The organism is Streptomyces sp. NPDC052036 (genome assembly GCF_040680495.1).
Taxonomy (GTDB): Bacteria; Actinomycetota; Actinomycetes; order Streptomycetales; family Streptomycetaceae; genus Streptomyces.
Genome location: NZ_JBFAWW010000031.1, coordinates 55,467 through 71,822, shown reverse-complemented (window position 1 = coordinate 71,822; position 16,356 = coordinate 55,467). Strand labels below are relative to the sequence as shown.

Sequence of the window (16,356 nt, the reverse complement as noted above, 5' to 3'; positions counted from 1 at the left end):
GACCACGAGGAGACGGCAATGACGCACAAGGCGCTGATCGCGGGCATAGGCGGCAGGGACCCCGAGGTGGACGGGGACGCCTTCGTGTCACCCACGTCCGTGGTGATCGGCGGCGTCACGCTGCACGCGGGCGCGAGCGTCTGGTACGGCGCGGTGCTGCGCGGCGACGTCGAGCGGATCACCGTCGGCGCGCACAGCAACGTCCAGGACAACTGCACACTGCACGCCGACCCGGGGTTCCCGGTCAGCGTCGGCGAGCGGGTCTCCATCGGGCACAACGCCGTGGTGCACGGCGCGACCGTCGAGGACGACTGCCTGATCGGCATGGGCGCCACGGTCCTCAACGGCGCAGTGATCGGCGCGGGCTCCCTGGTCGCGGCCCAGGCGCTGGTGCCGCAGGGCATGCGGGTGCCCCCGGGCTCCCTGGTGGCCGGCGTGCCCGCCAAGGTGAAGCGGGAGCTGACCGCCGAGGAGCGCGAGGGCATCACGCTGAACGGCACGATGTACGCGGAGCTGGCGAAGGCCCACCGCGACGCGCACCGGCAGGGCTGAGCCTCGTCCGCCGACCGGGTCTAGGCCCGGTCGGCGGCCGGGACGGCCTCCGGCTCGGCCGCCGCCTCCCGCCGCGCCGCCGCTTTCCTGGCCTTGCGCCGGACCACCAGCATCGACGCCAGTCCGATGAGGACCGCGGCCACCAGCCCCAGCCACGAGAACTTCTTCAGCCACGACTCGGCGACGACACCGACGTAGTAGATGACCGCGGTGGTGCCGCCCGCCCACACCACACCGCCCAGGAAGTTGGCGGTCAGGAACTTCCAGTAGGGCATCCGCAGCACACCGGCCAGCGGTCCGGCGAAGATCCGCAGCAGGGCGACGAAGCGGCCGAAGAAGACGGCCCACATACCCCACTTCTCGAACGACCGCTCGGCCGTCGCGACGTGGCCCTCACTGAAGTGCCGGGGGAACCTCTTCGCGAGCCAGGCCAGCAGCGGCCGTCCGCCCTTGCGGCCGATCGCGTAGCCGATGGAGTCGCCGACGACCGCACCGACGGTGGCGCAGGCCCCGAGGACGACCGGATTGATGCCGCTGTGCTGGGAGGAGAGCAGGGCCGCCGAGACCAGGACGATCTCGCCCGGCAGCGGGATACCGAGGCTCTCCACACCGATGACGAGGGCCACCACGGCATAGACGGCGGCCGCGGGTACCGTGTCGAGCCATTCCTGGACGTGCAACGCCCCATCCTCCCCGATTCGCGTCCGTCTTCCTGCGGGCCCGCCCGCTCGGACGCACCCCCAGGAAGCCTACACATCCGGCCGCGCCCGGCGGGTACGGCATTGGGCAGCGCTGCGGGGCGCGGAGAGGGTGCCCACGCGCTACGCCCCCGACGGCCCCTGGCCGGATCGTCCTGGAAACGGTGCGGCCCCGAAACGGTGCGGCCCGGAAACCGGAGCCGGTCGTAAACCGAAACCGGCCATAAACCGGAGCCGGAGCCGACCGGAAGCCGGAGCCGACCGGAAAGCGGAAACGATTCTGTTCAATCTGCCTTCCGTACAGGCGGTTGATAGGCCAATGGCCCCACTGCGATACTCCGCTTCCGACCCCGTCGACACCCCGCACAGGGCCGCCCCCACCCCCCGGAAAAGCCGGGAGCGGGAACATCGCGAACCCCCCACGAAGGCTGCACGAAAAACAGGTTTCGACACCCGGAGGTTCTCGACGGGCCATTCCTCCGGGAAAGCCCGCCGACGGCTCGCTCCTGCCCTCTCCCCGCCGTCCCCCTCCCCCCGGAAACCGGCCCCCCGAAGCCGGCCTTGCGAAACCGACCGGTCCGGGCACCGCCCGCCGAAGTGCGGCACACGGCAGCAAAGAAGGTGCGTCATGAACGGATATCCGCCGCAGCACGCCGGCCGCTCCCCTTCCTCGTCCCCTTCCTCGTCCCCTTCCCCTTCCCCGGCGGCGGATTCCGCGAGCCCTCCGTCGCTGCGCGACCATCCGGAATTCCCGCCCCTGCGCCACGCCTTCCGCGCCTTGGGCGCCACGACGGCGGCCCTCGTCGTCGGCGCATTTCTGCTGTACGTCCTGCTGTCGAGTTTCGCTCCCGGACTGATGAACCAGCCGCTCGTGGGCCATCTCACGCTCGGCCTCGCACTCGGCCTCGCCCAGTTCGGCCTCATGGCGCTCGCGGTGCGGCGCTACACCGTGCACATGCGCAACCGCGTCGACCCGGTGGTGCGTCGGCTGCGCTCCGAACGGGACCGCGCGCGACCCGCCGGCCGGCCGCGCTCCGCACAGCGGAGGTGGCCGCGCACGTGGTGACGGCCGCCACGAGGGTCGTGAGCCGGTTCAGTCTGCAACTGACCTTCGTTCTCTTTCTGTGCGTCGTCGTGGTGACCCTCTTCGCCGCGCTGCTGACCGCTCCCCAGCGGGACGAGATCGGCGAGTTCTACCTCGGCAACCGCATCCTGTCGCCGCTGCGCAACGGCCTGGCGATGTGCGGCGACTATCTGTCGGCGGCGACCTTGCTGGGCAGCACGGGCCTCGTCGCCCTCACCGGCTACGACGGCCTGCTCTATCTGGCCGGAACCACCGTCGCGTGGATGGCGGTGCTGCTCGTCATCGCCGAACCGCTGCACAACGCGGGCCGGTTCACCCTCGGCGACACCCTGGGGCTGCGGCTGACGCGTCTCCGGCGGCCCGTGCGCCTGGCCGTCGTCCTGTGCACCCTGGTCGTCACCACGCTGTATCTCGTCGCCCAGCTGATCGGCGGGGTGGCTCTGCTGACCCAGTTCACCGGCGAGCCGAACCAGACCACGCGCACCCTGTGCGTGGTCGTCGTCGGCACCATCGTGGTGGTGTACGCGGCGCTCGGCGGAATGCCCGGCGCGACCTTCATCCAGGTCGTCAAGGCCGTGATGCTGGTGGCCGGGGTCGCGGTCACGGCGGTGATCGTGCTGGCCCGCTTCCACTGGAACGTGGCGGCGCTGCTGTCGGCCGCCGAGCGGAACAGCGGCCTCGGGCACCGCTTTCTAGAACCGGGGCTGCGCTACGGCGGTGGCACCACCAGCAAGCTCGACTTCTTCAGTCTGGAACTCGCCATCGTGCTCGGTCTCGCCGCGCTGCCCCACGTGGTGATGCGACTCCTGGCCCCGCGCACCAACCGCGTCCTGCGCACCTCCGCCGTGTGGGCCATGGGGCTGGTGGGGTTCGTGTGCCTGGCCGCGGGCGTCGTCGGCCTGGGCGCGACGGCCGTTCTGGGCCGCGAGACCATCGTGAAGACCGACCCCAAGGGCGACGCGGCCGTCCTGCTGCTCGCCCAGTCCCTCGGCGGGGGCGTGCTGACCGCACTGATCTCCTGCCTGGCCTTTGTGACGCTGCTCGCGGTCGCGGCCGGGCTCACCCTCGCCGCGGCCACCTCACTCGCCCACGACCTCTATGGCGAGGTCATCCGCCGGGGCAGGGCGACGCAGGCCGAAGAGCTGGGCGTGGCGCGCATGTCCGCCGTCGTCATCGGGGTCCTCGCCATGCTGCTCGCGCTGCTGCCGTGGGAGATCAGCACGGCGAGCCTGGCGTTCCTCGCCTTCGCCGTCGCCGCGTCGGCCTTGTTGCCCCCGCTCGTCTACGGCCTGTTCTGGCGCCGGTTCACCGCCTGGGGTGCCCTGCTCAGCCTGTACGGCGGCCTGATCTGCTCCGTGCTCCTCGTGGTGTTCTCGCCGGTGGTCTCCTCCAGGCCCACCTCGATGTATCCCCACGCCGACTTCGCCTGGTTCCCGCTGGAGAACCCGGGCATCGTCTCCATCCCGGCCGGCTTCCTCCTCGGCTGGCTCGGCAGCGTTCTGAGCAGCCGTCAGGAGGAGGATTCCTACGAGGATTTCGAGGTGCGGACGCTGATCGGCGCGGGTCGGAACGGAGAGCCGTGACCGCGCCGCACCCCTGCGGGTCGTCCGCGCCCGTTCCCCGGCACAGTGCCGGGGAACGGTAGGGATGAGGCTGGTCAGCTGTTCGGGCGGAGGGTCCAGACCACGGTCATCTCGCCGGTCACGGCGCCGTCCTCACGCTGGATGGCGATCGAGACGGGGAACTCGGGGCGCTCCCCCGCGTCCAGTTCGGCGACGACGTCAGCGGCGGGGCGGCCGAGCGTGGCGGTCGCGGTGACCGGTCCCATCGCCAGCTTCTTGTAGCCGATCTCGGCGCTGACGGCGAGCGGTACGGCCCGCGACAGCTGGTCACCGAACGCGGCCAGCACGATGGCGCCGCTCGCCGACTCGCCCAGCGTGAACATCGCGCCGGCGTGCGGCCCGCCGACATGGTTGTGGAAGTCGCTCTGGTCGGGCAGGGCGACCACGGCCTTCTCCGGCGTGGTCTCCAGGAACTCCAGTTTGAGGGTCCTGGCCATCGGCACCGTGGCGGCGAGCATCTCGCCGATCGACATCTGGTCTGCGCTCATGCGCGTCATGTTACCCACGAGTAGCGATTCGGACCAGGGGCAGCCCCGGCCCGCTCAGCCGATGGTGAAGGTCCCGCCGGGCGGTACGGGTGAGGGGACGGCGTCCTCGTCGTGGACCGGCTCGGCGGTGCCGATGAACTCCCGGAGGGCGGGGCCCTGTGCGACCCGGGCCGGGAACGCGTCCGCGGCCGTGCGGCGGGCGAGTTCGGCCGTGTCCAGGGGCCGGTGGGCGGCGACGAGTACGGCGTTCCCGAAGCGGCGGCCGCGCAGCACGCCCGGCTCGGCGATCAACACCAGTTCCTCGAACACCGCGGAGAAGCCGGCGAGTTGGGAGCGGAGGAAGGCGAAGGGCGCGGCGTCCGCGAGGTTCGCGAGATAGACGCCGTCCGGGCGCAGCACACGCTCGGCGGCCCGGGCGTAGGCCACGGTCGTCAGATGGGCGGGCACCCGGGAACCGCCGAAGACGTCGGCGATCACGATGTCCGCGGAGTGCGGCGGGGCGGCTTCCAGCCAGGCGCGCGCGTCGGCCGGGTGCAGGGTGACCCCGGCCCCGTCGGGCAGAGGCAGACGCTCCACGACGAGGTCCAGCAGGCCCCGGTCGGCCTCGACGACGTCCTGCCGTGAGCCCGGCCGGGTCGCGGCCACGTAGCGCGGCAGGGTGAGCGCGCCTCCGCCGAGGTGCAGCAGGTCCAGGGGGCGGCCCGGCTCCACCAGCGTGTCCAGGGCATGACCGAGCCGCCGCACGTACTCGAACTCCAGATGCGTCGGCGCGTCGAGATCCACGTACGACTGCGGTGCGCCGTCGACCGTGAGCAGCCAGGCCCGGTCATGGTCCACGTCGGGCATCAGCTTGGCGGTCCCTTGATCCACGGCACGCGTCACGGGTATCGACTCGGTCACGCCACCATTGTGCCGGGCCTCGGCCGGCACCCACGCTCGCCGCCGCTGCGGAGGCGACGGACCACGGGGCCGCAGAACCGGACCGCCGGCCCGAATGCTTCCGGGCCGGCGGCCTGCGGTCGTGCGTTCGGTTCAGTCCACGGTCGACACCGTGCCCGCGCCGACGGTCCGGCCGCCCTCGCGGATCGCGAAGCCGAGGCCAGGCTCCAGCGGGACCTCGCGGCCCAGTTCCACGGTCATGGTGACCGTGTCGCCGGGCCGGGCGACCGCCGTCTCGCCGAGGTCGACGTCGCCGACCACGTCCGCCGTGCGGATGTAGAACTGCGGCCGGTATCCGGTCGACACCGGAGTCGTACGACCGCCCTCGCGCGCCGACAGCACGTACACCCGCGCCGAGAAGCGTCGGCTCGGCACGACGCTGCCGGGCGCCGCGACGATGTGCCCGCGCCGGACCGCGTCGCGCGGCACCCCGCGCAGCAGCAGGGCCACGTTGTCCCCGGCCTGCGCCTCCTCCATGGGCTTGCCGAACGTCTCCAGACCGGTGACCACGGTCTCCACATCGGCGCCGAGCACCTCGACCCGGTCGCCGACCCGCACCGTGCCGCGCTCGACGGCACCCGTGACGACCGTGCCGCGCCCGGTGATGGTGAGCACGTTCTCCACCGGCAACAGGAACGGCGCGTCCAGGTACCGCTCGGGCATGGGCACATAGGTGTCCACCGCGTCGAGCAGCGCCTCGATCGCCGCGGTCCAACGCGGGACGCCTTCCAGGGCCTTGAGCCCGGAGACACGCACCACCGGGACGGAGTCGCCCGGATAGCCCTGCGCGCTCAGCAGCTCGCGGACCTCCAGCTCGACGAGGTCGGCGAGTTCCTCGTCGCCCGCGTCGGCCTTGTTGATGGCCACGACGATGTGGTCGACACCCACCTGCCGGGCCAGCAGCACATGTTCGGCGGTCTGCGGCATGATTCCGTCCAGGGCCGAGACGACGAGGATCGCCCCGTCGAGCTGGGCGGCCCCGGTGACCATGTTCTTGACGTAGTCGGCATGGCCCGGCATGTCCACATGCGCGTAGTGCCGGGTGTCGGTCTCGTACTCGACATGCGCGATGTTGATGGTGATGCCGCGCGCCGCCTCCTCCGGGGCCCGGTCGATCCGGTCGAACGGGACGAAGGTGCCGGTGCCGCGGTCCGCCAGGACCTTGGTGATCGCGGCGGTCAGGGTCGTCTTGCCGTGGTCGACGTGACCCATGGTGCCGATGTTCAGATGCGGTTTGGTGCGCACGTACGCCGTCTTGGGCATGGCTGTACCTCGAAGCCTCTTGCATGGTGCTGAATGACGGCCCCGGCAGCGGAACGATCCGGCCGGGACGGGGACCCCGAGGACTTGCCGACCCTCCCCCTGCGGGGTCCGCCGGACGATCCGGGAAGGGTCAGCTTCGGGCGCCGTCGAGGGCGGCCAGGAAGTGCGGGACGGCAGCCTTCGGCGCATCCGCGGCGGCGGATGCTGCGAGGAAGAAGGCGTACCGGAACATGACGTAGAGCATCGTCGACGCGGGCGCACGCGTCGAATGGTTTTTCCACAGGGCGGTTCGAAGGCCGATCAGAGGTTCTTGAGCGCTTCCCGGACGGACAGCGGGGACAGCCGTGCCCCTTCCCGGGCCACGAACTCCCGTACGGCTTCCGGATCCGTCTTGGCGTACTCCCGCAAGGCCCACCCGATCGCCTTCCTGAGGAAGAAGTCGGGGTCCGAGGAGCGGCGCAGGCAGTACGCGAAGAGACGGCTCGTGTCGGTCGCCTCCTTGTAACGCAGCTGGTGGAGCAGGGCGGTCCGGGCGATCCACAGGTCGTCGTCCTCGATCCACGCGTCCATGGCGCCACGCAGCCCCGGATCGGCGGCGACGAGGCCGCCCACCACATGGGCGGCCAGCGCGTCGACGGTGTCCCACCAGGCGACGGTGGAGACCAGATGACGCGTCACGGGGAGGAATCCGGAGGAGAGTTGCCCCACATGGCGGCGCAGATAGTCGACGGCGAAGTAGTGGTACTCGCGCTCCGGCAGCGCCCAGCAGCGCAGCGCGAGCGCCGTGCAGTCGGGCTCGTCCGGGCGGGGCGTGCCCGCCCGGACCGGGCGGGACAGAGCCCGGCGGACGGGCGTGGTCAGGCCGAGGAAGGGGGCGACGTCCTTCATGTAGGCACGCATCGAGGCGGCCCGCTCCGGGTCCGCCGCGGCGGAGTACGCGGCAGTGAGCCGCTCCATCACGACGTCCGCGAGACCACTGTGCGGCGGGGTGAGTGACGCGTCCGTTGTTCCCGAACCTGTGGCCTCCATGAGAGGAACCATACGGCGATCACACACATCGGTCGGTTAGTGTCACCGGATGCTCGATGCCACCACCCGCTCTGGGGGCACCGCCACGGCCTCTCCCCGGGCCGCCGCCACGGAGCTCGTCGCACCTGTCCCTCCCCGCAACGCTGCGGAGTCGACCGCCACGGCGGCCACCGCCGCCGTCGTACCGCTCGGGTTCACCGCCCGCTGCACCAGAGTGCTGTTGTCGCCCTGGTCCCGACTGTCCCTGCTCGTGGCGCTGCTCGCGGCGGCCGCGGCCTGCGTGCTGGCGTATCAGCCGCAGAAGTTGCTGATGCACGGCTGGCCGCCGCAGCTCGGGGGCGCCACGGCGGCCGTCGTCTTCGCGGTGGCGTACGGGCTGTGCACCGTCCCGTTCGTGCCGCGCCCGTTGCTCAATCTCGCGGCAGGCGCGCTGTTCGGCTCGCAGCTGGGCACGGGCGTGGCCCTAGCCGGTACGGTGCTGGGCGCCGCACTGGCCTTCGGGCTCGGCCGGGTGCTGGGACAGGACGCGCTGCGTCCGCTCCTGCGGGGCCGCTGGCTGAAGGCGGCGGACGGGCAGCTCAGCCGGCACGCCTTCCGTACGATGATGGCGGCCCGGCTGTTCCCCGGGGTGCCCTTCTGGGCGGCCAACTACTGCGCCGCCGTCTCCCGGATGCGCTGGGCCCCGTTCCTGATCGCGACGGCGCTCGGCTCGGTCCCGAACACCGCCGCCTACGTGGTGGCCGGCGCCCGCGCCTCGCGGCCGACCTCACCGGCCTTCCTGATCGCGATGGCCTTCATCGCGGTGCCGACGGTGGCCGGGGCGGTGATGGCCTGGCGCAAGCGCCACCACCTGCGTACCGCCCCGGAGACCACAGCCGCCGACTAGACCACCTCGAGGATCATCGCGTTGGCGAGTCCGCCCGCCTCGCACATCGTCTGCAGGCCGTACCGTGCTCCCCGCGCGCGGAGCGCGTGCACCAGGGTGGTCGTCAGCCGGGTGCCGCTCGCGCCCAGCGGGTGGCCGATGGCGATGGCACCGCCGTGCACGTTGACCTTGGCGAGGTCGGCGCCCGTCTCCTGCTGCCAGGCCAGGACGACGCTGGAGAAGGCCTCGTTCACCTCGAAGAGGTCGATGTCGTCGATCGTCAGACCCGCCTTGCGCAGCACCTTCTCGGTGGCGGGGATGACTCCGGTGAGCATGAGGATGGGGTCGGAGCCCGTGACCGCGAAGCTGTGCAGCCGGGCGAGCGGACGCAGGCCGAGACGCTCCGCGGTCTCGCTGCTGGTGATGAGCACCGCCGAGGCGCCGTCATTGATCGGGCTCGCGTTGGCGGCGGTGATGTTCCAGCCGATCTGCGGGAACCGCTCCGCGAAGCCGGGGTCGTAGTAGGCGGGCTTGAGACCGGCGAGGATCTCGGGGGTGCTGGACGGCCGCATGGACTCGTCGCGCGTGAGGCCCTCCAGCGGTGCCGTCTCGGCGTCGAACAGGCCGGCGTCCCACGCGGCCCCGGCCTTGTGGTGGGAGGACACGGCGAAGGCGTCCATCTGCTCGCGGGTGAGCGACCACTTCGCGGCGATCAGCTCGGCACTGATGCCCTGGGGGACGAGGCCCTCCGGGTAGCGCTCGGCGACTCCGGGCCCGAAGGGGTCCTTGCCGGCGGGCACGTTCGACCACATGGGCACACGGCTCATGGACTCCACGCCGCAGGCCACGACGATGTCGTACGCGCCCGACAGCACACCCTGGGCGGCGAAGTGCACGGCCTGCTGGGAGGAGCCGCACTGCCGGTCCACGGTGGTCGCGGGCACGGTCTCCGGGAAGCCCGCGGACAGCACGGCGTACCGGGTGGTGTTCATGGCCTGCTCGCCGACCTGGTCGACGGTGCCGCCGATCACGTCGTCGATGAGCGCCGGGTCGATGCCGGAGCGCTCGACGAGGGTGCGCAGGGTGTGTGCGAGGAGTTCCACGGGGTGGACATGGGCCAGGGCGCCGTTGGGCTTGCCCTTGCCCACCGGGGTCCGTACGGCTTCCACGATCACGGCGTCACGCATGGTAGCGGCCTCCTTGCCCGGTGATACCGAGGCGGCGTTACTGGTGAGTAGGGAATCTGGATCCACCATAACTCCGTGCGTTTGAAAAGCAAACCCTCCCCTAGACTGGAGACATGGCCGCCACCAAAGATCCGCGCCCCTGCTCCATCGCCGACACTCTGGCCCTCGTCGGCGAGAAGTACTCCCTGCTCGTCCTGCGCGAGGTCCTCCTCGGCAACGGGCGCTTCGACCAGATCGTGCGCAACACCGGCGCCCCGCGCGATGTCCTCGCGGCGCGGCTGAAGCGCCTGGTGGAGGGCGGGATCCTGACGAAGAGGAAGTACAGCGAGCGCCCGCAGCGCTTCGAGTACCGGGCCACGGCGGCCGGCCTGGAGCTGGACCCGGTCCTGATGGCTCTCATGGCATGGGGCGACCGCCATCTCCGGACGGAGGACGATCGCCCCATGGTGATCGAGCACCACTGCGGCCACGAGCTGACCGCGGTCGTCACCTGCTCCGCCTGCGGCGACGAGCTCCGCCCCGGCGACCGGACGCCGCACCCCCAGGCACCGGGCTGGACGGTGTCGGGACCGGCCGCCGCCTAGGAGCGCCGACCTCCCGGCGTGGCTACGGCTCGCCCCGGTACACGTCCAGCCGCCCGCACATCCCGAGCCTCCCGTACGCCAAGGGATGTTCGGCCCGTACGACCGCGTCGGCGAGGTGCGACGCGTCGCCCCGCTCCAGCCGGTCCAGCTGCTCCCCCGTCGCCTCGGCGGCGGCCCGGGCACCGCGCCGCCACCGGTCACGCCATGCGGCCAGACGCGGCCGTACGAGGGCCGCGGCGGCATGGTGGAAAGCGGCCAGCGGCTCGGGGCCGTCCGCCTCGCGCAGCGCCCGGTAGCCCTCCAGGGCCAGATCGCGGCGGGTCCGGGCGAACCGCTCCTGCTCCGCCTCTGACGTGTCGGCCGGGACGACGGTCACGGCGGCGTAGGTCTCGGGGTCGGTCAGGTACTCCGGGGGCAGGGTGAGTACGGCATCGCCCGCCTCCGGCAGCCCGCCGTTCTGCATGAGGACGGTGATACGCAGACCGTCCTCGTTGACCAGCCGGTGGATGGTCCCGGGAGTGAACCAGGCGACCGTTCCGGGTGCGAGGGGCGTGACCTCGTACCCGGATGCCGTCAGGGTCTGCACGGCTCCCCGCCCCCCGGTGACGACATACGCCTCCGAGCAGGTCAGATGCAGATGGGGAGTGCCACCGCGCACACCGTCGGCCGCCGGCCAGTCGTAGACGCACAGCTGCGAGACGGCGACGGCGCCCGGCAGTCCGGTGAACGCCCCGGCCCTCACCATGAGTGCTCCTGAAGGTACTTGGCGACCTCCTCGCGCCTCCACGCGCCGTCCGCCACCACGACCCGGTAGCGGCGGCGCAGTGTGTCGCCCGGGGCCAGTTCCAGTTCGTCGTGGAACGCCCAGGACGGGGCGACGGCCGCGAAGGGGTCGTTGCGTACGAACCAGTGGGCGGGATGGGTGCCGCGCTCTCCCAGGTGGTCGTTCTCCGGGGCGTGGGCGAAGACGAGCGTGGCGTGGCCGTCGGTGCCGTCGTGCTCGCCCGAGTACGCGAGCCACGGGGCCTGCCGGCCCATCAGCCCCGGCCCCTCGGAGTCGGGCCCGATCACCCGTCCGTCCCGGAAGGCGCGCGGCCCGCGCCAGAACAGTCCCGTGTACCCGGCCAGCTCCCGCCCGGCGGTGGTCGGGCTGCCGAAGAGCAGCGTCTCGTCACGGCGGTTGGTGATCGCGGAGGTCCAGGTCAGCGCCCAGGAACGGGAGGCGGGTTCGACGTCGTGCACCTCGATCCGGCGCTCCTCGTCGGCCCACGGCTCCCCGGTGCACGGATGCCAGGTGAGGCGCTCGGCGATGACCGCGCGGTCGCCGTCCGCGCCGATCTCGTCGAAGGCGACATGCGCCATCGAACCGACGCGCTCCGGCAGGGCGACATACCCCTCGCCGTGCACGTATGTGTTGCCGCCCCACAGGTTCTGCCCGGACAGATGCGAGGCGGTCAGCTGCAGGCCCTTGTGCCAACGGTGGTCGTTGGGCCGGTAGTCGGTGACCACGTCTCCGGCCAGCGTCCGCACGGGGTGCAGATACGGCTTGGGTGCCTCCCAGGCCGACTCGGGAGCGTAGACGTAGGCGAACAGCTCGACGCCGGTGGCCGGTTCGGTGACGGTAATGCGGTCGTCGTGCGCGTGCACGATGCGCAGGGCCGCGGTCATACGGACGCCTCCTCGCCGGGCACCGTCGTTTCGGGGGCCCAGCCGGGAGCGCCTCCGTGCAGGGCCGTGTAGAAGCGGTCGCCGGAGCGGATCTCGCCCGCGCGGACGGTCGTGTCGGTGAACGCCGACTTGTACAGCGCGGTGATCAGTTCCAGGCTGGTGCGCCCGTCCGCGCCACTGCTGCGGGGCCGGACCCCGGCGCGCATGGCGGCGACCAGTTCGCGCAACTGCTCCAGATGCGAACTGGGCACGTCCACCCCGAAGTCCCGCCAGACCGCGGCCTCCTCCTCGGGCACCGTCGGGGCCGGTGTGATGCGCCAGTTGCCGTTGCTGTGGCCGTACAGATGCGTGAGTTCCACGGTGGCGCGCTCGCAGTCGATGCGGACGCGGCTGACCTCGTCGGGGCTGAGCACGCTGTTCACGATCGTGGCGAGCGCGCCGTCGCGGAAGCGTACGAGCGCCGTCGAGACGTCCTCGGTCTCCACGTCGTGCACCAGCCGCCCGGCCATGGCACGCACCTCGCTCCACGGTCCGAGCAGGTCGAGGAGGAGGTCCATCTGATGGATGCCGTGGCCCATGGCGGGTCCGCCGCCTTCGGTCTGCCAGCGGCCCCGCCAGGGCACCGCGTAGTAGGCCGCGTCGCGATACCAGGTGGTCTGGCAGTGTGCCACCAGCGGGCGACCCAGGACCCCTTCGGCGAGCAGCCGTCCGACATGGCGGGGGCCCGAGCCGAAACGGTGCTGGAAGACGATCGCCGCGAACGGGCCGCCGTCCGCGTCCTCCTCCGCCTCCACGGCGTCGAAGTCGGCGAGCGTCGGCACCGGTGGCTTCTCGCACCACACCCAGGCGCCGGCCCGCAGCGCGGCGACGGTCTGCTCGCGGTGCAGGACGGGCGGGGTGCAGATGCTCACCAGGTCGGGCCGCTGTTCCCCGAGCATCCGGTCGAGATCGGTGTACGGGTACGGAATGCCGTTCTCGGCGCACAGCCGCTCGACCGAGTCGGCGTCGATGTCGACGGCGGCGACGACCTCGGTCTCGCCCTCCTCGGCGAGCCGGGCGAGCGCGGGCAGATGGGAGCCGCGCGCGATGCCGCCCGTGCCGACGAGGGCGGCCCTGATACGCCGGCCGGCGAAGAGCGCGGCGGGGCGGCCGGTACGCGGGGCCGGGTTGGGGTCGGTACGCGGGGTCGGGTCGGGGTCGGTGTTCTCGGGATCGGGGGCAGTGAACGCGTTCCGGGCTGTGGGCATGGACGTGATCAGCGCTCCATCGGACGTGACGTCAGACATGACGTCGGACGTCGGCCAACACGTGATGACTCCGGAGACCTCCAGGGGACAGCAAGCGCTTTCCCTCCGCTGCAACGTACGGGCCGTCCGAAGGGCCGGTCAACACCCCCGACAGCACCGTTCCGCGGGCCCGGGGCACCGCCGCCCGATCACCCCAAGCACTGGTAAAGCCCCGGTGATGGGATCGTCATCCCGGAGCGTTACGCTGCCATCCAGCACTTGATCACCGGCCGCCGCACGGAATGCCGCGGCTCGGTGTGCCCGTCGTCGCTTCCACGATCAGCGCTTGGACCCGATCACTCCATGTCTTGGCTTGAATCCCTCATCCTCGGACTCGTCCAGGGGCTGACCGAGTTCCTCCCCGTCTCCTCCAGTGCCCATCTGCGGCTGACCGCGGCCTTCGCGGGCTGGACGGACCCCGGAGCGGCCTTCACCGCGATCACTCAGATCGGCACGGAGTCCGCGGTGCTGATCTACTTCCGCAAGGACATCGCGAACATCCTCTCCGCGTGGTTCCGTTCGCTCTTCGACAAGCGGATGCGGCAGAACCACGACGCGCAGATGGGCTGGCTGGTGATCGTCGGATCCATACCCATCGGCGTGCTCGGCGTGACCCTGAAGGACCAGATCGAGGGCCCCTTCCGCGACCTGCGGGTCACCGCGACGATGCTGATCGTGATGGGTGTGATCCTCGGTGTCGCGGACCGGCTCGCGGCGCGTGACGAGGCCGGTGGCCGGCACCGGGTGCCGAAGCAGCGCAAGGCGCTGGCCGACCTGAACACCAAGGACGGACTGGTCTTCGGCGTCTGCCAGGCGATGGCCCTGATCCCCGGTGTCTCCCGGTCCGGCGCCACGATCAGCGGCGGCCTGTTCCTCGGCTACCGGCGCGAGGCCGCGGCGCGCTACTCCTTCCTTCTCGCCGTTCCGGCGGTTCTGGCGTCAGGCGCGTTCGAGCTCAAGGACGCCGCGGAGACGGGGCATGTGAGCTGGGGGCCGACACTGTTCGCGACGGTCATCGCGTTCGTGTCCGGGTACGCCGTCATCGCCTGGTTCATGAAGTTCATCTCCAGCAAGAGCTTCATGCCGTTCGTCTGGTACCGGATCGCGCTCGGGGTGCTCATCATCGCCCTGGTCGGAGCGGGTGTCCTGAGTCCTCACGCGGCCGAGTCCGCGGGCTGATCGGGCGAATTGATCACCAGTTATCGCTAGCGGATACTTGCAGAAACTAGCGGAAACTCGCGATCACTCCCGCCCACCCCCGTGGTCATCTCCCAGTTGTCGCCCACTCTCTCCCACCCGAGCAAGCCGAAGGCCCCTGCGAGCTCACGGCGCCCCGCCCAGGCGCACTGTGCCGGGCAGCGGCGCGAGAAGCAAGAAAGTCCACCAAACAGGGCAGTCTCGGCACGCGCTGCTCATCGAGCGGTAGGAGGAGTTCACACATTGGTGCTGTGCGGCTCTGCCGCGCGCGGAGACGGAGCGCAGTTGCGGCAAAGCAGAGCTGGCGTACCGGGGTTCCAGCCGAACAGCCTCTCCCCGCAACGCCCGCACGCCCCGTGTTGTTGGCGGAGCCGCTTGACCTCAGCGTGCGCCACGTCGTCCAGGCGGAGCCTCTCCCGTTCGCAGGCATGCTGCATAGCCAGGCGCTGGGAGGTATCCAGGCACATCTCGTCGAACAGGTCCGGGTCACCGAAGAGCGCGGACAAGAGGGCGTTGCTGACTCGATCGCACGAGCCAACGTAAACAGATGCCTTGATCAGGGCGTCGGCTTCGGTGCTTCCGCCGGCGCTTTCCGGGGCGCACTTGTGACTCTCGTGGCGGTCATGGCCCCAGTCTCGTGCCATCGACAGGAGGGAATTGACGTTGCATTGGGCCAGGTGGTCGGGGCAGTGCGTGAAGGCCGGATGAGCGGAGTAGTGCGGGCACTGCGGGATCTTGCAGAGGTCCCAGGCCGCTTCCTGGCTGATCAGGAGCAGGAAGCGTCGCCCGTCGCACGCGAGGACTGTTGAGTGTCGCGGTTCGACGGACTCCACGGTGAGCCGCGCGCTGCGCCCGCGGCGTGCCAGCTGCAGCACGCTGCCGTATGGGATGGCTGTGCCGATCAGGCTCGACTCGAAGACGTCGGGCGCGTGCTCGGGATGAAAGTCCCAGTCCACGGTGACAGCCGGGCGGGTGGCGCATTCGGCCAGCAACTGCGCAAGCTGGAAGGCAGCGGACGGGATGGCGGTCATCTCGCGCGCGAGGGCGGCGTAGCGGCGCCCGCCGGCCTGCTGTGCTTGACGGACCGCGGCTTTGCGCTTCTTGTCCTGGGTCACGAGGGTCCTTCCGCAGCATGCCCACGCCCATGCCGCAGCAAGGAAAACGATCAAGATCGGTGAGTGCGCGAGTCTGAGACCCTTGTCCGCATCCCGGGCGCGTGGGTGCTTTCCCGGCCGGGAGTCTGGCAGGCGCGGCTGCCGCGAGGAGCACAGTAGCGCACCGCTGCCCCTCAGGTGCACGGGGCATTCACAGCGTCTCCTCGGTCCAACCGTCGCCCTCGGCGAGATTGCGGATGACGATTCCGGCCCGTCACTTGTACCAGACGGCGACCCCGTGGTGATGCGAGCAAGTCCCCTGGTGGTGGGCGCTGTACGAGAGCGTTCCGTCGTTGCAGAGGGCGGTCGCGCCGCCGTGGTCGTCCACTGGGGCCGCAGTCGTGTGCTGCACGGTCGGCCGGTGTGTGGTCTTGACCGGGGCGGGCTTGTGGGTGGCCGGCTTCGCGGTGGTGCGCGTCGGCGTAGGCGAAGGCTTGAGCGTCCGCTGCGCCTTGATCTGCTTCTCCACGGTCGGCAGCCGGGACGCGCACTGCGCCTTCCCCGCTCCCTGCGGAAGGCCTGCCGCGAGTTGGGTGAGCACGGGGTAGACGCCCTGGTGGTCATGCTGGGCGTCGACCAGATCCGTCGCGGTGTTCGTGGCGGTGAACTCCAGGACCAGAACGTTGTCCGTGCAGCGCGACCGCAGCTTCTGGACCACGGTCTCGACGTCGGCCTGGGAGCGGCGGTGCTCGTCGACGTCGTAAAGGTACTTCACCGGGTCCCCAGCCTGGGACTTGCTG

The 16,356-nt window shown here is 71.0% G+C and carries 17 protein-coding genes; 6 read left to right on the top strand and 11 right to left on the bottom strand.

All coding sequences use genetic code 11. The features are described from left to right. The first annotated feature begins 18 nt into the window (after positions 1–18). Entirely contained in the window at positions 19–552 is a 534-nt protein-coding gene (locus AB0L95_RS31590) for a gamma carbonic anhydrase family protein (protein WP_365167485.1), read from the top strand. A gap of 20 nt (positions 553–572) precedes the next feature. On the opposite strand, the gene AB0L95_RS31585 is transcribed toward AB0L95_RS31590, so the two are convergent. After that, entirely contained in the window at positions 573–1,232 is a 660-nt protein-coding gene (locus AB0L95_RS31585) for a DedA family protein (RefSeq protein WP_365167483.1), read from the bottom strand. 646 nt (positions 1,233–1,878) lie between these two features. Here AB0L95_RS31585 and AB0L95_RS31580 point away from each other — a divergent pair. After that, entirely contained in the window at positions 1,879–2,316 is a 438-nt protein-coding gene (locus AB0L95_RS31580) for a DUF485 domain-containing protein (RefSeq protein WP_365167480.1), read from the top strand. Next, positions 2,310–3,917, top strand: coding sequence for a cation acetate symporter (locus AB0L95_RS31575; protein WP_365167477.1), 1,608 nt, complete (start codon positions 2,310–2,312; stop codon positions 3,915–3,917). Before AB0L95_RS31580 ends, AB0L95_RS31575 begins: the two co-directional genes overlap by 7 nt. Before the next feature lie 74 nt (positions 3,918–3,991). On the opposite strand, the gene AB0L95_RS31570 is transcribed toward AB0L95_RS31575, so the two are convergent. From AB0L95_RS31570 to AB0L95_RS31555, 4 genes are all read right to left on the bottom strand, one after another. Then, complete coding sequence (locus AB0L95_RS31570) at positions 3,992–4,444, bottom strand: DUF4442 domain-containing protein (protein ID WP_365167475.1); 453 nt, start codon at positions 4,442–4,444, stop codon at positions 3,992–3,994. Between the two features lie 54 nt (positions 4,445–4,498). Beyond that, positions 4,499–5,344 (bottom strand): fused MFS/spermidine synthase, encoded by an 846-nt coding sequence (locus AB0L95_RS31565; protein WP_365167473.1) that lies wholly within the window; start codon positions 5,342–5,344, stop codon positions 4,499–4,501. Between the two features lie 132 nt (positions 5,345–5,476). Next, complete coding sequence (tuf, locus tag AB0L95_RS31560; RefSeq protein ID WP_365167471.1) at positions 5,477–6,646, bottom strand: elongation factor Tu; 1,170 nt, start codon at positions 6,644–6,646, stop codon at positions 5,477–5,479. Positions 6,647–6,946: 300 nt separating this feature from the next. Then, positions 6,947–7,675: a DNA alkylation repair protein gene (locus tag AB0L95_RS31555; RefSeq protein ID WP_365167468.1), complete on the bottom strand. Its 729-nt coding sequence runs from the start codon at positions 7,673–7,675 to the stop codon at positions 6,947–6,949. 49 nt (positions 7,676–7,724) lie between these two features. Between AB0L95_RS31555 and AB0L95_RS31550 the strand changes: the two genes are divergently transcribed. Then, positions 7,725–8,561 carry a TVP38/TMEM64 family protein gene (locus AB0L95_RS31550; protein WP_365167466.1) on the top strand — a complete coding sequence of 279 codons (837 nt, stop codon included), beginning with the start codon at positions 7,725–7,727 and terminating at the stop codon, positions 8,559–8,561. Here AB0L95_RS31550 and AB0L95_RS31545 read toward each other — a convergent pair. Continuing rightward, positions 8,558–9,727 carry a thiolase family protein gene (locus AB0L95_RS31545; RefSeq protein WP_365167463.1) on the bottom strand — a complete coding sequence of 390 codons (1,170 nt, stop codon included), beginning with the start codon at positions 9,725–9,727 and terminating at the stop codon, positions 8,558–8,560. The two genes, AB0L95_RS31550 and AB0L95_RS31545, sit on opposite strands and share 4 nt — an antisense overlap. Before the next feature lie 113 nt (positions 9,728–9,840). Here AB0L95_RS31545 and AB0L95_RS31540 point away from each other — a divergent pair, with 113 nt between their 5' ends. Then, entirely contained in the window at positions 9,841–10,311 is a 471-nt protein-coding gene (locus tag AB0L95_RS31540) for a helix-turn-helix domain-containing protein (protein WP_365167461.1), read from the top strand. Positions 10,312–10,333: 22 nt separating this feature from the next. Here AB0L95_RS31540 and AB0L95_RS31535 read toward each other — a convergent pair whose 3' ends face one another. From AB0L95_RS31535 to AB0L95_RS31525, 3 genes are read right to left on the bottom strand one after another with little or no spacing between them, the layout of a single operon-like run. Continuing rightward, entirely contained in the window at positions 10,334–11,056 is a 723-nt protein-coding gene (locus tag AB0L95_RS31535) for a cupin domain-containing protein (RefSeq protein WP_365167458.1), read from the bottom strand. Then, positions 11,050–11,979 (bottom strand): PmoA family protein, encoded by a 930-nt coding sequence (locus AB0L95_RS31530; protein ID WP_365167456.1) that lies wholly within the window; start codon positions 11,977–11,979, stop codon positions 11,050–11,052. The genes AB0L95_RS31535 and AB0L95_RS31530 overlap by 7 nt, the downstream gene beginning before the upstream one ends. Next, positions 11,976–13,226 carry a Gfo/Idh/MocA family oxidoreductase gene (locus AB0L95_RS31525; RefSeq protein WP_365167454.1) on the bottom strand — a complete coding sequence of 417 codons (1,251 nt, stop codon included), beginning with the start codon at positions 13,224–13,226 and terminating at the stop codon, positions 11,976–11,978. The genes AB0L95_RS31530 and AB0L95_RS31525 overlap by 4 nt, the downstream gene beginning before the upstream one ends. A 342-nt stretch (positions 13,227–13,568) precedes the next feature. On the opposite strand from AB0L95_RS31525, the gene AB0L95_RS31520 reads away from it, so the two are divergent. Further along, positions 13,569–14,444: an undecaprenyl-diphosphate phosphatase gene (locus AB0L95_RS31520; protein ID WP_365167452.1), complete on the top strand. Its 876-nt coding sequence runs from the start codon at positions 13,569–13,571 to the stop codon at positions 14,442–14,444. Between the two features lie 254 nt (positions 14,445–14,698). Here the strand turns inward: AB0L95_RS31520 and AB0L95_RS31515 are convergent, their stop codons facing one another. Together AB0L95_RS31515 and AB0L95_RS31510 are read right to left on the bottom strand one after the other, a co-directional pair. Beyond that, a complete protein-coding gene (locus AB0L95_RS31515; protein ID WP_365167450.1) occupies positions 14,699–15,577 on the bottom strand; it encodes a hypothetical protein in 879 nt (292 codons plus the stop codon). 253 nt (positions 15,578–15,830) lie between these two features. Beyond that, positions 15,831–16,331 (bottom strand): DUF3761 domain-containing protein, encoded by a 501-nt coding sequence (locus AB0L95_RS31510; protein WP_365167448.1) that lies wholly within the window; start codon positions 16,329–16,331, stop codon positions 15,831–15,833. Positions 16,332–16,356: the final 25 nt, after the last annotated feature.

What these genes read in the sequence shown, in the direction of transcription:
- AB0L95_RS31590 (WP_365167485.1), top strand. Translation starts at nt 19, where the DNA reads ATGACGCACAAGGCGCTGATCGCGGGCATAGGCGGCAGGGACCCCGAG.
- AB0L95_RS31580 (WP_365167480.1), top strand. Translation starts at nt 1,879, where the DNA reads ATGAACGGATATCCGCCGCAGCACGCCGGCCGCTCCCCTTCCTCGTCC.
- AB0L95_RS31525 (WP_365167454.1), bottom strand. Translation starts at nt 13,226, where the DNA reads ATGCCCACAGCCCGGAACGCGTTCACTGCCCCCGATCCCGAGAACACC.
- AB0L95_RS31550 (WP_365167466.1), top strand. Translation starts at nt 7,725, where the DNA reads ATGCTCGATGCCACCACCCGCTCTGGGGGCACCGCCACGGCCTCTCCC.
- AB0L95_RS31540 (WP_365167461.1), top strand. Translation starts at nt 9,841, where the DNA reads ATGGCCGCCACCAAAGATCCGCGCCCCTGCTCCATCGCCGACACTCTG.
- AB0L95_RS31520 (WP_365167452.1), top strand. Translation starts at nt 13,569, where the DNA reads ATGTCTTGGCTTGAATCCCTCATCCTCGGACTCGTCCAGGGGCTGACC.
- AB0L95_RS31555 (WP_365167468.1), bottom strand. Translation starts at nt 7,675, where the DNA reads ATGGAGGCCACAGGTTCGGGAACAACGGACGCGTCACTCACCCCGCCG.
- AB0L95_RS31570 (WP_365167475.1), bottom strand. Translation starts at nt 4,444, where the DNA reads ATGAGCGCAGACCAGATGTCGATCGGCGAGATGCTCGCCGCCACGGTG.
- tuf (WP_365167471.1), bottom strand. Translation starts at nt 6,646, where the DNA reads ATGCCCAAGACGGCGTACGTGCGCACCAAACCGCATCTGAACATCGGC.
- AB0L95_RS31545 (WP_365167463.1), bottom strand. Translation starts at nt 9,727, where the DNA reads ATGCGTGACGCCGTGATCGTGGAAGCCGTACGGACCCCGGTGGGCAAG.
- AB0L95_RS31530 (WP_365167456.1), bottom strand. Translation starts at nt 11,979, where the DNA reads ATGACCGCGGCCCTGCGCATCGTGCACGCGCACGACGACCGCATTACC.
- AB0L95_RS31535 (WP_365167458.1), bottom strand. Translation starts at nt 11,056, where the DNA reads ATGGTGAGGGCCGGGGCGTTCACCGGACTGCCGGGCGCCGTCGCCGTC.